Consider the following 14,065-nt stretch of genomic DNA (forward strand, 5'->3'; position numbering starts at 1 on the left):
AATTTCTACCAATTATCAATGATAATATATATCGATCAATCAACCAGTAAAAATCCACACAAGTTGTTCTTCATAATCTCTTAATGATCTTTCTAACATCTCGTCAATGCTAGAAGCTGGACTCGAAACACTTAACAACTCAGCAACCTGCTTCGCTCGTTTCCGTGTATCTCGTCGGTATGGGGTGCATTCTAGAGCATTTCGAAATCATTGCAACCCCTTATTTAAACAAAAACTCATGCATGTTTATTTTTTAAGCAAATTTATGTTTTTTACACTAAAAAATACACAAAAACGATTAATTAAATTAAAAAACCCCAATTAAATTGAGGTTTTTCAGATCAAAAAGCTCTAAATCTTATTCTATGTATTTTTGAGTACTATAATATGAAGTAGGTAATTTTCGAATTGTTTTTATTTCTTGATGACCATCTATTGAATTTAAGTAATTTAAGAATGCTTCTGCATAGTCCAATCCAACATCTATTCGACGATCACCTGTAATTTTTTTCAATGTTTGATAGTAATCAGCCCCATCAGCTAAAAAATTGATGGTTACAATTTTATATAACTGATTTAAATCTAATGGCACAAGCTGGTCAGACCTATTTCTGACTTGAATATTTGTAATACGCTTTCCATTAGGCTGCGTCATATCAACTTGCCAAGTTAATCCAGCCGTATATGGATAACTTCCAGTATTTTTTTGTTCAATCACGCCTGAAATGGCATCTTCAAGCGTATCTTTAATTTCTTGACCAGTCATATTCAATTGAACGAGCGTATTTTTGAAAGGTAAGACTTGGTAGATATCTGCTACAGTGATATTTCCTTTCGCCAAATCAACTCTTACTCCACCTGCATTTTGAAATGAAATATCAGCATTAAAATATTCTTTGCCTTGTTTAAGAAATGCTTCGGCAACCATTTGTTGAATATCACCACCATGGGCATCGACATGCACATTCAAATTACACACATCACCTAAAGATGATCGTGAGCGATCAAATTGAGTTCCCGGCACACGTCTTGAACATAAATTATCAACTGCCTGCCCAACAACTTTGACTGCAAATAATTTTTTAGATTGCTTATAGGGCTCTAAGACACTCAAAATATTTTGATCTTCTTTAATAATAGAAAAAGGAGCTCGTTCTTTTTCGAATTGATGTTCTATATATTTTTTTTCTCGATCACTGACTCTTTCATTATTTTGCTTACGTTTAAAATCATCGCCAATTAACACATGCGGTGTACCCATACAACTTTGAACCGCACCATCTGCATTAAATTTTACGTTAAGTTCACCAACCAAATAACTGTATTGCCATGCTTGAGCAACACAAACAGATTCGCCATTTTTATTTTTCAATTGTAATGGGTAGGTAGAGACAGGAGACATACCATACTTTTCTAATATATGAGGTCCAAACAATGTGTGAGAGTCGCCTCCAATTATCACATCCACATCCGTAAGTTCTTGTGCTAATTTTTGATCTAGTTCATAGCCTACATGTGTTTGTAAAATAATTTTTTTAATTCCCTGTTTTTTGAGTTGATTAATCTCATTTTGAGCTACTGTAATTTCATCTCGGAATAATGTGTCTTGATTTGGTTGAGAGGAATTTTTAGTTTTTGATGCAATGGTGAGCCCCACAACCCCATATTTTTCCCCATCCCGCTCAAGAACAATAGATTTTTGAATCCGATCTGTCTGATATAAAGGTGAACTCACCCCAAATTCAACATTTGCAGAAAGAATCTCTGTTTGCTCTTTACAGTGTCCTTCGTCTAAAAAACCAATAAAATCTTTTAAGCCTTGATCTTTTGCATCAAATTCATGATTTCCCAAGGTAAAAGTATCAAAACACACTGTATTCATCATTTCAGCGTCAGCTTTTCCATTTGAGAGGTTATAATACAAATCTCCTGTTATCGCATCACCAGCATGAATTTTCACTACATTCGGATGATTTTCTGCCATTAGATTCATAAATGTTGCTACACGAGAAAATCCACCACGCGAAACGACTAGTTGTTCTTCACCATGACCTAAATCAAAATTAAAGCTAAGCTCTTCACCATCTAAATGGGAGTGATGGTCATTAATATGAAGAATTTTTAACTCTGAGGGTTGTGTAATATTAGGATTAGATTTTTGGTCATCTCCACCACAACTACTTAGTAATAACGATGTCGTTAAGAGAAGAGCTGTTATTTTTTTCTTGTTCTTCATTTGAATACTCCTTTTTTAAACCAAGAGTATTCAACGAAGATATGACATTATGATGGTGGATTTATGACACTTTATCGAAATGACTGATTTTATATTTTTCCGCAAATCGCTCAGCTAATGCCGTAATGGTCAAACTCGGATTAACACCGACATTCACAGGAATCGCACTTCCATCAACCACATATAAGCCTTGATAGCCAAAAACCTGATGATTAGAGTCAATCACACCTTTAGAGGAATCTTCAGCCATAACTGCACCACCCAATATATGCGCTGTAACAGATAAGTGCCCCATACTTTCCAATATATTATTCTGTGCTTGACCACCACTTACTTCAGCAAATTTTTCCGCAGCTTCATTTGCTAACGGTATAAAAGACGGCGCTCTTTCTCCAACTGAAACCTGCGTTTTCAAAAAACGCCTAAAACCTCTGAGTGCAGTACGTCCATATACAAATCGTAGTTGATTGTCTGCCTGTTGCATGACGGTTAATACAGTGACACGTTTATGCCAGTTTTTAGAACGCCATGATCGAGTTGAAACAAAGGGGTGCAGAAAAAAATGCTTTAAAACATAGAGTGCACGTTTTACAGGTTGATCGCCATTGACCAGTGGTCCCATATAAAACTTCATAAACTCATAACTTGCTGGAAATCGATTCTGAGTAATATGTGTTTTGTCATCTGCATGAAAATGACTGGAAATGGTCGTCCCTCTCGTCAAATCTATTGTTTTATCATTATTAGAGATTGCAACAATCGCCTCACTATTGGTTCGAATATGCTCACCTAACTGACCAGAAATATTCGGTAAGGTTTTGTACACTTCTCTTGAAGCAAACAGAATTTCAACGGTTCCTATAACACCTGCGGATAGAATGACCTGTTTCGCAGAGTAATCTTGTTTTTCTTTGGAGTTAAATGACTGATATGTATGAATGATATATTTTCCATCAACATGTGAAAGATGAGTCACTTTGGTTTCTGGAATAATCTCAACTCCATTTTTCTCTGCAAGATATAAATAGTTTTTATCCAAACTATTCTTCGCACCCTGCGCACACCCCGTTATACAATTTCCGCACTGATTACAACCTATTCGTTCGGGACCTTGACCATTCAATAGCGGATCACTCACCCATTGATGAGGATCACCAAAGTAAATTCCCTGTGGTACGGTGTCGAAACTATCTCCAGAACCCATTTTTTCTGCTGTTTGTTTTAACCACTCATCTTGCTGACCTTTATATGGATTTAAACTTACACCTAGCATGGACTGAGCCATCTGATAGTGCGGTTGTAATTCCCTCTCCCAGTCTTCTGACAAATGACTCCAAGTTGGATCACGATAAAACTTTTGACCTGGTTTTAACAACACAGCAGCATAAATAACACTGCCACCACCAACGGCAACCCCTCGAACCACACCCATATGTTGGAATACGTCTTGTGCAAGAAAACCCTTCATCCCTAACGTCGGTGCCCAATTTAAGTATTTAGAACTCCGACTTGCTCGATGTAAATCATCTTCAGTGAGCCTTCTTCCCTGCTCTAGCACAGCTACTTTTAATCCAAGCTCAGAAAATCTTAGCGCAGATACACTTCCACCAAAGCCTGAACCTACAATAATGACATCATATTCAAATTTTGATTTCATACATCACGACTTAGAATAAATGGAAATGAAAAATGCTTTAAAAAAGGAAGATTAATGATAGTCATACACAACATCGTATGTTCATCAAGCTGTCTTAACTCATCAACCACCCAACGCCATGGAATTGGTGCTGTCTTGCCATAATACAAGGCGATCGTTTGTTTTCCATCAATCAAAGACGCCTCTTCTAGACACTCCATTTGAAGCTTTTCACTTCTCTGCCCGCGATTGAGTAAAATATTAGTGACTAAATTTTGATTGATGAATTTTTTCCCAACCCCCCCCCAATCCACTTAAAAATAAACTCGGTGCTGCAGACACTCTTAACCACCAAGGACCAATAAACTGAGCCTTATATTCTCCTTGTCTCATGGCAAGTGGCGCGGATGAAAGTTGTTGATAGGTTGCCTTAATCGAGGACAACGAAGCAGTGATTAAATGCTCCTTACGGATCATGAATTTCTCCCTCAATGATTTTTGTTTTATTCAGCATGTCCTATGCTTCTTAATGAAATATATCAATCGTTTAAATTTTATTCCACATACATCCTTTGATCGATTGCATAAAAAAAGCCGAATGTATGTCACATCCGGCTTTTAACTCAAATTAATTTCACTTTATTTCTTTAAAAATCCTGATACAAGATTCAACACATTTTGTATATCTGAATTCGCTTCTTGTGGATCGGTCTTATTTGCTTGAGGTGTAAGCGAATCAATAATTTGTGGTAAGACTGAAGAAATCGCACTGTATACATCCTGTTTAGGAACTTGCGCTTCTTGTGCAACTTGCTCTACATCTTGCTGATCAAATAAATTTTGAACCTGTTGCGTGCTGACATTGGCATTTTCGCCAGGACCAGTTGAAACCCAATCATCCACTTGACTCGTCAGACCCTGACCTTTCAGTTGATCAAGAGCACCTTGCAAACCGCCATTTTTTTGAATCCAATTGAGAATTAAAGGAACTACTGCGATTAATAAGGTTTGAGCGTTTAGACCTGATGATTTGCCTACACCACCAGATTGACTACCCGATAAACCACCAAGTACAGATCCCAAAATCCCTCCCAATCCACCTTGTTGTTGGTTTTGATTGGTCTGATTATTTTGTCCCGTTAAACTCCCGAGTACCGAACCAAGTACACCACCCAATCCCGATTGATTAGATTGTGGATTACCGCCTAAAGCCTGTTTCGCTAAAACTTCAACGATATTACTTAAATTTGTCATCAAGACACCTTTACATTCTTATTTTCATTGATCAGCATATCGTTAAAAACATGGCTTTGTACATTGAAATTGTTGTGTTTTGATAAACTCAAAGTTTGCCATTACCATCGAAACTTATTCCAATTTTCTGGATTAGCCCAAAACTTAGAATTAAACCAATCTGGCACATGCTTATAATTCAAAATATTGAATTGCCATAAGGCGAAATCTTGCTCTGTATTTTTTTGCTCAATGAGCTGCGTGAATCCCAGACTTCTTAATAATTGTTCATCTGCAATATGACTCAACACGACGATTCTTTTTGCCATTAAATCACGCAGTTTTACCAGCATTTGTGATTTATGATGGGTTGATAGTGTATCCATCTGTTCATTATTTAAAATCACAACACCTAGATCATAGCGTTGCTGAAAAGGAAGCATTAAAAATTCAGTTACGTTAAAATGATTCCATTGGATTGTTTGAGCATAGTCTTGGCTGAGATCCTGACCAAGACATACGGCAGTTTGAATTGGCTGTTCTTTAGATAAATCGTCTAGCATTGACGTGATGACATTTTTCTCAGCCATGAGCTGCACCTTATTTGAGTGAGATTAAAGCATGGAATTACAGGGCATTTGTCATAAAATGCACGCTGGTTTAACCAACCTAAGTGTAACTGAACAACAAACACAACAGGCAAATGTTGAATATAAATTTATTTTAGATCGTTCAGAAATCAATCTCCCGTTCAACTTAGGTCAAGAAATTGAAATTGAATGGACCGGCAAAATTTACTGTGTTTCCTGTGGGAATAAAACACCAAAATCATACTCCCAAGGTCACTGCTTTAAATGCATGAAAACGAAAGCAGCCTGTGATATGTGTATTATGAAGCCAGAAACATGCCATTACCATTTAGGGACTTGTCGTGAAGAAAGCTTTGCTCAAGAAGTATGCTTTCAACCCCATATTGTCTATCTTGCCAATTCAAGTGCATTAAAGGTTGGCATTACCCGTTTAGGTCAAATGCCAACACGTTGGCTAGATCAAGGGGCTACCCAAGCTTTACCTATTATGAAAGTGGGCTCTCGTCGGTTATCAGGACAACTTGAAGTCATGTTTGGTACGCAAGTCGCTGATAAAACAGACTGGAGAAAATTGCTGAAAGGTGAAGCGGAAAAGGTAAATTTGTTAGAGATCAGAGATGAATTGCTCACGGAGTTTGAACCTCAAATTGAAACCATTCGAGATGAGTTCAGCATGAGCCTAGATTTCAATGAAAATGTAGAAATTTTAGAAAACGAACTTCCTCGTGAATTCATTTATCCTGTCGATCAATATCCTGAAAAAATTAAATCGCATAACTTAGACAAAACGCCAGTCATACGTGGAAAACTGCACGGTATCAAAGGACAATATCTGATTATGGACACAGGTGTAATCAATATACGCAAATATACGGGTTATGAATTAAAAATTCGTGCTGATTCATAATGCTAAATCAATAAGGCCTCAATATGAGGCTTTTTTTAAAGGATAGATAGAATTGCGTGCACTGGATCTTCATTTTGATCCGACAATAGTTGCTTGTGCATCGTCAACAATTGCATAGATTGTATTTTTGAGTTTTCGATATTCATCAACAACTCAATCTCATGTGCTAAGTTTTCTGGAGTTGCATCATTCTGGATTAACTCCTGAATTACTTTTTTACCTGCAATAATATTAGGTAAAGAATAATAAGGAATTTTCACTAAAAGTTTCGCGATCCAGTAGGTCAAACTATTTAATTTATAAAAAGTCACCATAGGACGATGCAATAACATCGCCTCAAGTGTTGCTGTACCCGATGCCAACGCCACAATATCACTGGCATCCATGACCATCCGACCTATTTTAGATTCCGCGTCAATATTTTCCATTAACTTGATATTATCTCTGAACCTATCTGGGTAACCTATTAGGATCTGCTCAATTTGTTGTTTACGAGCCTCATTGATGGCTGGAATTAAAAATTGATACTCAGGATATTTTTGATGGACAATCTTCGCTGCATCTAATACAAGCGGTCCTAACTTATCAACTTCACCACGACGACTTCCAGGCAGTAATGCGATATGTTTTTGTGCAGGATTTAAACCAAGCGCCTGCTTTGCATCGAGTATAGGATTTTCCAGCGGTAGTTGATTAGCGAGAGGATGTCCAACGAATACCGCTGGCACATTAAATCGATCATAAAAAGTTTTTTCGAATGGAAATAGACAAAGTACCAAGTCAATTGTGGCTTTAATCCCATGAACACGACCTTGACGCCATGCCCAAACTGAAGGACTCACATATTGAACAGTCTTAATTGGCAACGATTTTTGCTTTATTTTTTTTGCTAAGCGCAAGTTAAAATCTGGTGCGTCTATCCCTATAAAAATATCAATAGGTTGTTTAGTCCATTGATCAACCAAGCCATCTCGAACCGCAAAAAGTTTTTTAATATCTTTTAATACTTCAACAATTCCCATCACCGATAGAATATCCATCGCATAATAGCTTTTAAAACCCTCTGCAATCATTTGAGGACCGCCAATTCCTTCAAATTCAGCATCAATTCCCTGCTCTCGAAAACGACGTATTAATTTGGCGCCTAAGGTATCACCTGAAACTTCACCAACCACAATGCCAATTTTAAGTTTTCGATTTTGCAAATGAATATCCTCTCTCATGCTCTACAAGTATCTTAACATAAGCAGCTCATAACAGATTGAGTTCTTGAAATATCTTAACTTAGCGATGCTTTATCTTATTTTTGAATAAGTAAATGAATAATCAAGACAACAGCTTATATTCAAAAATCATAAGATATGCCGGTTTTCTGATAAGTAGCATAAACGATGTACGGTTCTATTGAATATATTTTAGCAGGTGTTTTAGTTGGATTCTGTGTAGGGGTTACTGGCGTAGGTGGCGGCTCACTTATGACTCCTATCTTAATTGGTTTATTTAAAATTGAACCACATATTGCAATTGGTACAGATCTACTTTATGCCGCGATTTCTAAGTTTTGCGGCTCTTTTGTACATGCAAAAAAGCTTAATATTGTTTGGCCCATCGTCATTTGGCTTGCGATCGGAAGTATTCCAGCCTCTTTAGCCACAACTTGGGTTTTAGACAACTATTTGAGTCAATCTACACATTACAAAGCCATTCTCACGATGGTCTTAGGCTTTATGCTGACCATTACTGGTATTTCAATTGTATTCCGTACCCAGGTAGAAAAATTCTTCAAGAAATTTTCTAAAGAAGTTACTGAAGAGGAAGTTGAATTAACTCGAGAAAAATTAAAGCAGAAGCGTTTATATATTGCTTTAATGGGTATTGTATTGGGTATTTTTGTGACCTTATCTTCAGTTGGCGCGGGTGCATTCGGCATTATGGCGCTGATCATCATGTTCCCTAATTTACCTATGATTAGAATTATTGGTTCTGACGTTGTCCATGCAGTTTTACTGACGCTCGTGGCAGGTATGGGGCATATGAATTCAGGTAATGTGGATTTCAATTTATTGATGTGGCTTTTAGTCGGGTCAATTCCTGCAATCATCGTTGGTACGTTGGTGAGCTCCCATTTACCAGAAAAAATTATTCGTAAGGTACTGGGCATCACCTTATTTGCCATTGGTGTTAACTTCATGCTTAATCCAGTCAAAGCAAAACCTGTGACCGCGCCTGAGGCAGTTATTGAAACATCAACTCAAGCTCATTCTTAATTTAGTATCATGTTCAAACTATAACCTCAGTGAAGCTGTATATTTCACTGAGGTGAAATTAAATGATTTATTCGATTTAATAATTTTCAAAATTTAAAATCATTCTATACAATACAAGCAGAAACTCTGATTAATACCAAAAAGACAATTTCATTACTTTTTTTTATTAAATCCATTCAACTTTTTGATAACAAATGATCTACTGAATCATGCTATATTCAATAGATTGAACATTTTCTTGTAAAAACGAACCAGTGACGGCAATGAATACTTTACAGTCAAATTCTATCACCCAAAACGACATTGATGACGTGAATGTACAAAGCATTCAGCCTCTTGTTACTCCTGCTGAATTAAAAACAGAATTACCGTTAACTGATAATGCATACCAAACAGTCCTAAAAGGTCGTGAAACTGTACGTAATATCTTAGATGGCAACGACAAACGTTTATTCGTAGTCATTGGACCGTGCTCTATTCACGATCCTGCAGCAGCTCATGATTATGCTGATCGTTTAAAAGTTTTAAGCGAAAAAGTGAAAGACACGCTTTATATCATCATGCGCGTGTATTTCGAGAAGCCTCGTACAACAGTGGGTTGGAAAGGCTTAATTAATGACCCTGACATGAATGACTCTTTCAACATTGAAAAAGGTTTACGTTTAGGCCGTAAATTATTGCTGGAACTCAATGAGAAAGGTCTGCCATGCGCAACTGAAGCGCTTGATCCCAACTCTCCACAGTACTACCAAGACTTAATTTCTTGGTCAGCAATCGGTGCACGTACAACAGAGAGCCAGACACACCGAGAGATGTCTTCAGGTCTATCATCTCCTGTTGGCTTTAAAAATGGTACGGATGGCGGTCTCACTGTTGCGACCAATGCGATGCAGTCTGTAAAACATGGTCATAGTTTCCTTGGCTTAAATGACCAAGGTCAAGTTTCAGTTATTCGTACTAAAGGTAACCAATATGCCCATGTCGTTTTACGTGGTGGTAATGGCAAACCGAATTATGATGCTGGCTCTGTAGCAGAAGCTGAAAATGCATTAGCGAAAGCAAAAGTAAGCAACAAGATCATGATTGATGCGAGTCATGCCAACTCTAATAAAGACCCATACCTTCAGCCATTGGTTCTAAAAAATATCACTGAACAAATTTTAGATGGCAATAAATCGATCGTAGGTATTATGGTTGAAAGTCATTTAAAAGGTGGCCGCCAAGATATTCCTGCAAATCTTTGCGATTTAGAGTATGGTAAGTCTGTTACAGATGGATGCATCGATTGGGAAACAACTGAAAAAGTTTTGTTGGAAATGGATGCAGCTTTGAAAGACGTTCTACCACAACGTTAATCAGATAAAACGCCATCACACGATGGCGTTTTTTTATAAGGTTAAATCATGGATCAACTCGAAAAAGAACTTAGCTCAATCCCCCATTTTCAATTTGTTCATGAGCATTTGTTTAGCTCAGGTCAGCCAAACGAAGAACAACTTAAATCGATTAAAGCTTATGGTATCGATACCATCATTAATCTCGCTTTTAATGATGCTACACCGAACTTAAATCACGAGGATCGCTTAAGTGCTGAAATTGGTCTTAACTACATCCAAGTCCCTATTGATCCAGAATTTCCACATGACGATCAATGTTTATTTGTGCTCGATCTGATCGACCATCTCGTTAAAGAGAAAATGGTCTGGATACATTGCACCAAAAATCATCAATGTAGTTCATTAATCTATCTGTACCGACTACATTATATGAATATGGATTTATCTACAGCACATGAGCTATTACACCAAGTATGGGAACCCAACAACACTTGGACTGGGTTAATGCACGCAGTCGGCTTACAGTTGCAAGGACGTAAAGCCACTCAAGAACTGCAAGCCTCTTTGATGAAAGCGCAAAACTTTGAATGATCAAAATTGTTTATTGATGACTAATCAATACGGTCGCTGTAGACAGAATTCCTTCCTGACGACCAGTAAATCCTAATTTTTCAGTGGTAGTGGCTTTAATACTAATCTGATTGATATCCACACCAAGTACATCTGCAATACTTTGACGCATATCTAAATTATGTTTCGCTAATTTTGGACGCTCACAAGCCACTGTAATATCCGCGTTATTCAGTTGATAACCACGATCCAATATCAACTGATAAACATGCTTTAATAAAACCTTACTGTCCGCGCCTTTGAACTGTTCATCAGTATCTGGAAAGTGCTGTCCAATATCACCGAGCGCTAAAGCACCCAACAATGCATCACAAAGTGCATGTAAAACTACATCTCCATCAGAGTGTGCTTTCAAACCATGTGTATGCGGAATACGAATACCAGCCAATGTGACATAATCGCCTTCCTCAAAAGCATGAACATCAATACCTTGACCTATACGAATAGCTAAGCTCACATTGAACTCCTTTACACAGTTTTTGAAAATGAAATCTTGTATTCTTTGATTCTTGTTCGCTATAGTAGATGCGCAAACATTTGAAAGTATAAGCGATGATGTTGTCAAAAAGCGTATCAAGTTGGATGAAACCTTTAATTTCTATCTTTTTCATTGGATTAAGCAGTGTTTCTGTCGCACAGGCACAACTTATTCAATGCGATAAGCCTCAATCAAATTTTAAAAATTCCATGATTTGTTCTGTTGATTTTTCATCTTTGAGAGATGAATTGAATGAACGCTTTTTAACATCCTACTTAGTTACCGATGCACCAACTCGATTAATTCAAGATACACAACAGCTTTGGCTGAATCGACTGCAGCAGTGTAAAAATAAAAATTGTGTGTCATTACAAATCAATCAACGCATTGATGATTTAAACTTTTACATGTCAATGAATCAAACGCTTACTCAGCATTACATCAAGTTTGAACAAGGTAAAATTGCAGCGCAACCTGTACACCTTAAGATTCATCAATTAAGCAAGGATCGCGTCAAAATTGAAGGTATTGCTTATCGTAGCCCTAACAATCGCCTAGAAACCCAGACCATCCCATTATTGGCTTATACAACCACTCAAAACAAACACGAAATTATTGATAATGAGCATGATTGTCAGTACAAACTCAAATATCAAAAATCATTACTGATTGTCTCAACTGAGCAAACAGGCTGTGAGCGCTTTAGTGGAATCTATCGACTATATGATTAAACAGAGTGTATGCAAGTTCACAGTTAAATTGCGAATGCTAAACACAACACTCCTGTGATCGCTAACAGAATACCTAAGCTGTTTTTTAGGGTTATTTTTTCTTTAAAAACTAATATACCTGCGATCACACCTAACACTACGACTAGAATATTCATACCAGCGAATACGATTGCAGGTGAATCCTTTAACAACATATGTGCTTTCACATAAAGTGCAATATTGGCAAAATTCAATACACCTAAACTTAGTCCAGCAAGAAAATTTTGCAATGACCATGATGTTTGACGCAGGGACAAATATCCCATGGAAATAATGAAAGCAAACACAAACATCAAGTTTAAACTGACTGCAAATTTTAACCCTAAACTTGTACTGTATTTTAACAGAACATCTACGAGTGCATAGCCAAGCCAAACTGCGAGCAAATACATTCCTGCTTTTTTTGTTTGCAATGTTGGTGTCGATGTTTTAGAAAAAATGATCAAAACAATTGCACTCAAACCCAATGCAATACCAATCAATTTCAGGGTGCTAAATTTTTCTTGGAAAAGAAAATAGGCTGCCAACAATGAAAGAACAACGGATAATCTTTGCGCGATTTCAGTTCTGATAATTCCAGCTTGATCAAGTGATTTGGAAAGCAGCAAGAATATTGAGGGTAAAGCTATTCCCAACAACCCAATAAGCCACCAAGGTGTGGAGGTTAATGATATTTGGTAGAGATCTGGCTCAAACCAAAAAAAACAGAGTATCGTGGCGATGGCATAATTCCACGCAATCATTTGCATGACATCAAATCCACGAGACTTACTAAACTTCAATAAAATCGATACTAGTACACTGCATAAAGCTGCTGAAAAAATCAGTTCCATAATTTGCTCTTGTTTTTTATTCAAGAAAAAGCCCACAATCACTGTGGGCTTTTTAAAATTATAAATAATTTTATTAATTATTTATAACGATCTACCATTTTCTCTAAAGAAATTGGGCGAATCTTGTCAGCATGACCTGCTGTACCAAATGCAGTATAACGATCTACACAGATTTGCTTCATTGCTTCAACAGTTTGAGCAAAGAATTTTCGTGGATCAAATTCACTTGGTTTTTCAGCCATCATACGACGCATAGCACCTGTTGAAGCTAAACGTAAGTCAGTGTCGATATTGATTTTACGTACACCGTGTTTAATTGCTTCAACCAACTGCTCAACAGGAACACCGTAAGTTTCTTTGATGTCACCACCGTATTGGTTAATAATCGCTAACCATTCTTGTGGAACTGAACTTGAACCATGCATTACAAGATGAGTATTTGGAAGTGCAGCGTGGATCTCTTTAATACGATCAATCGCTAAAATATCACCTGTAGGTGGACGCGTAAATTTATAAGCGCCGTGTGAAGTACCAACCGCAATTGCTAACGCATCAACGTTAGTATCAGCGACAAATTGAGTCGCTTCCTCAACCGAAGTAAGGAGTTGTGAATGATCTAGAACGCCTTCAGCGCCAACACCATCCTCTTCACCAGCCAAACCAGTTTCAAGGCTACCTAGGCAACCAATCTCACCTTCTACAGATACACCACACGCATGTGCCATTTGAACAACACGACGAGTTACATCTACGTTGTAATCATAAGTTGTTGGTGTTTTACCATCTGCACCTAATGAACCATCCATCATTACAGATGAAAAGCCCAATTGGATTGAGCGTTGGCAAACGTCAGGATCAGTACCATGGTCTTGGTGCATCACAACTGGAATGTGTGGCCATTCTTCGATTGCAGCCAAAATAAGATGGCGTAAGAATGGAGCACCAGCATATTTACGAGCACCAGCAGATGCTTGAACAATAACAGGTGAATTTGTTTCATCTGCGGCTAACATAATCGCGCGCATTTGTTCTAAGTTGTTTACGTTAAACGCTGGTACGCCGTAACTATGTTCTGCGGCGTGATCCAAGAGCTGGCGCATTGAAATAAGAGCCATAATTTCCTCCCAGGTAATGCTCCATATTCTAAC

Annotated in this window: 15 protein-coding genes; 5 read left to right on the forward strand and 10 right to left on the reverse strand. The window is 37.5% G+C overall.

Annotated features, from left to right (window positions below; translation table 11 throughout):
- Positions 1 to 358: 358 nt before the first annotated feature.
- From AC1M9M_RS11100 to AC1M9M_RS11125, 6 genes are all read right to left on the reverse strand, one after another.
- Complete coding sequence (locus AC1M9M_RS11100; RefSeq protein WP_481596351.1) at positions 359 to 2,236, reverse strand: 5'-nucleotidase C-terminal domain-containing protein; 1,878 nt, start codon at positions 2,234 to 2,236, stop codon at positions 359 to 361.
- Between the two features lie 61 nt (positions 2,237 to 2,297).
- Entirely contained in the window at positions 2,298 to 3,893 is a 1,596-nt protein-coding gene (locus tag AC1M9M_RS11105) for an FAD-dependent oxidoreductase (protein ID WP_481596352.1), read from the reverse strand.
- Positions 3,890 to 4,093: a hypothetical protein gene (locus AC1M9M_RS11110; protein WP_481596353.1), complete on the reverse strand. Its 204-nt coding sequence runs from the start codon at positions 4,091 to 4,093 to the stop codon at positions 3,890 to 3,892. The genes AC1M9M_RS11105 and AC1M9M_RS11110 overlap by 4 nt, the downstream gene beginning before the upstream one ends.
- 40 nt (positions 4,094 to 4,133) lie before the next feature.
- Positions 4,134 to 4,349 carry a hypothetical protein gene (locus AC1M9M_RS11115; RefSeq protein WP_481596354.1) on the reverse strand — a complete coding sequence of 72 codons (216 nt, stop codon included), beginning with the start codon at positions 4,347 to 4,349 and terminating at the stop codon, positions 4,134 to 4,136.
- Between the two features lie 162 nt (positions 4,350 to 4,511).
- A complete protein-coding gene (locus AC1M9M_RS11120; RefSeq protein ID WP_481593701.1) occupies positions 4,512 to 5,126 on the reverse strand; it encodes a YidB family protein in 615 nt (204 codons plus the stop codon).
- A gap of 101 nt (positions 5,127 to 5,227) precedes the next feature.
- On the reverse strand, positions 5,228 to 5,695 hold the full coding sequence (locus AC1M9M_RS11125; protein WP_092767830.1) for a DUF6231 family protein: 468 nt from the start codon (positions 5,693 to 5,695) through the stop codon (positions 5,228 to 5,230).
- A gap of 31 nt (positions 5,696 to 5,726) precedes the next feature.
- Between AC1M9M_RS11125 and AC1M9M_RS11130 the strand changes: the two genes are divergently transcribed.
- Positions 5,727 to 6,602: a DUF2797 domain-containing protein gene (locus AC1M9M_RS11130; RefSeq protein WP_092767828.1), complete on the forward strand. Its 876-nt coding sequence runs from the start codon at positions 5,727 to 5,729 to the stop codon at positions 6,600 to 6,602.
- Positions 6,603 to 6,637: 35 nt separating this feature from the next.
- Here AC1M9M_RS11130 and lpxB read toward each other — a convergent pair whose 3' ends face one another.
- Positions 6,638 to 7,807, reverse strand: a complete 1,170-nt coding sequence (lpxB, locus tag AC1M9M_RS11135) for a lipid-A-disaccharide synthase (RefSeq protein ID WP_481596355.1) — start codon at positions 7,805 to 7,807, stop codon at positions 6,638 to 6,640.
- Positions 7,808 to 7,993: 186 nt separating this feature from the next.
- On the opposite strand from lpxB, the gene AC1M9M_RS11140 reads away from it, so the two are divergent.
- The 3 genes from AC1M9M_RS11140 to AC1M9M_RS11150 all read left to right on the forward strand — a co-directional run bounded on the left by AC1M9M_RS11140 (position 7,994) and on the right by AC1M9M_RS11150 (position 10,797).
- Entirely contained in the window at positions 7,994 to 8,869 is an 876-nt protein-coding gene (locus tag AC1M9M_RS11140; protein ID WP_481596356.1) for a sulfite exporter TauE/SafE family protein, read from the forward strand.
- A gap of 263 nt (positions 8,870 to 9,132) precedes the next feature.
- Complete coding sequence (locus AC1M9M_RS11145) at positions 9,133 to 10,224, forward strand: 3-deoxy-7-phosphoheptulonate synthase (protein WP_051586615.1); 1,092 nt, start codon at positions 9,133 to 9,135, stop codon at positions 10,222 to 10,224.
- A 48-nt stretch (positions 10,225 to 10,272) separates the two neighbouring features.
- Positions 10,273 to 10,797, forward strand: coding sequence for a protein-tyrosine phosphatase family protein (locus tag AC1M9M_RS11150; protein WP_481596357.1), 525 nt, complete (start codon positions 10,273 to 10,275; stop codon positions 10,795 to 10,797).
- 10 nt (positions 10,798 to 10,807) lie between these two features.
- Here the strand turns inward: AC1M9M_RS11150 and ispF are convergent, their stop codons facing one another.
- On the reverse strand, positions 10,808 to 11,293 hold the full coding sequence (gene ispF / locus AC1M9M_RS11155; protein ID WP_481596358.1) for a 2-C-methyl-D-erythritol 2,4-cyclodiphosphate synthase: 486 nt from the start codon (positions 11,291 to 11,293) through the stop codon (positions 10,808 to 10,810).
- A 98-nt stretch (positions 11,294 to 11,391) separates the two neighbouring features.
- Between ispF and AC1M9M_RS11160 the strand changes: the two genes are divergently transcribed.
- Positions 11,392 to 12,045, forward strand: a complete 654-nt coding sequence (locus tag AC1M9M_RS11160; protein WP_481596406.1) for an A1S_1983 family putative colistin resistance protein — start codon at positions 11,392 to 11,394, stop codon at positions 12,043 to 12,045.
- Between the two features lie 23 nt (positions 12,046 to 12,068).
- Here AC1M9M_RS11160 and AC1M9M_RS11165 read toward each other — a convergent pair whose 3' ends face one another.
- Both AC1M9M_RS11165 and fba read right to left on the reverse strand, forming a co-directional pair.
- A complete protein-coding gene (locus AC1M9M_RS11165) occupies positions 12,069 to 12,917 on the reverse strand; it encodes an EamA family transporter (RefSeq protein WP_481596359.1) in 849 nt (282 codons plus the stop codon).
- A gap of 77 nt (positions 12,918 to 12,994) precedes the next feature.
- Positions 12,995 to 14,032 (reverse strand): class II fructose-bisphosphate aldolase, encoded by a 1,038-nt coding sequence (fba, locus tag AC1M9M_RS11170; protein WP_035269168.1) that lies wholly within the window; start codon positions 14,030 to 14,032, stop codon positions 12,995 to 12,997.
- Positions 14,033 to 14,065: the final 33 nt, after the last annotated feature.

Source organism: Acinetobacter sp. ANC_7503 (genome assembly GCF_056780035.1).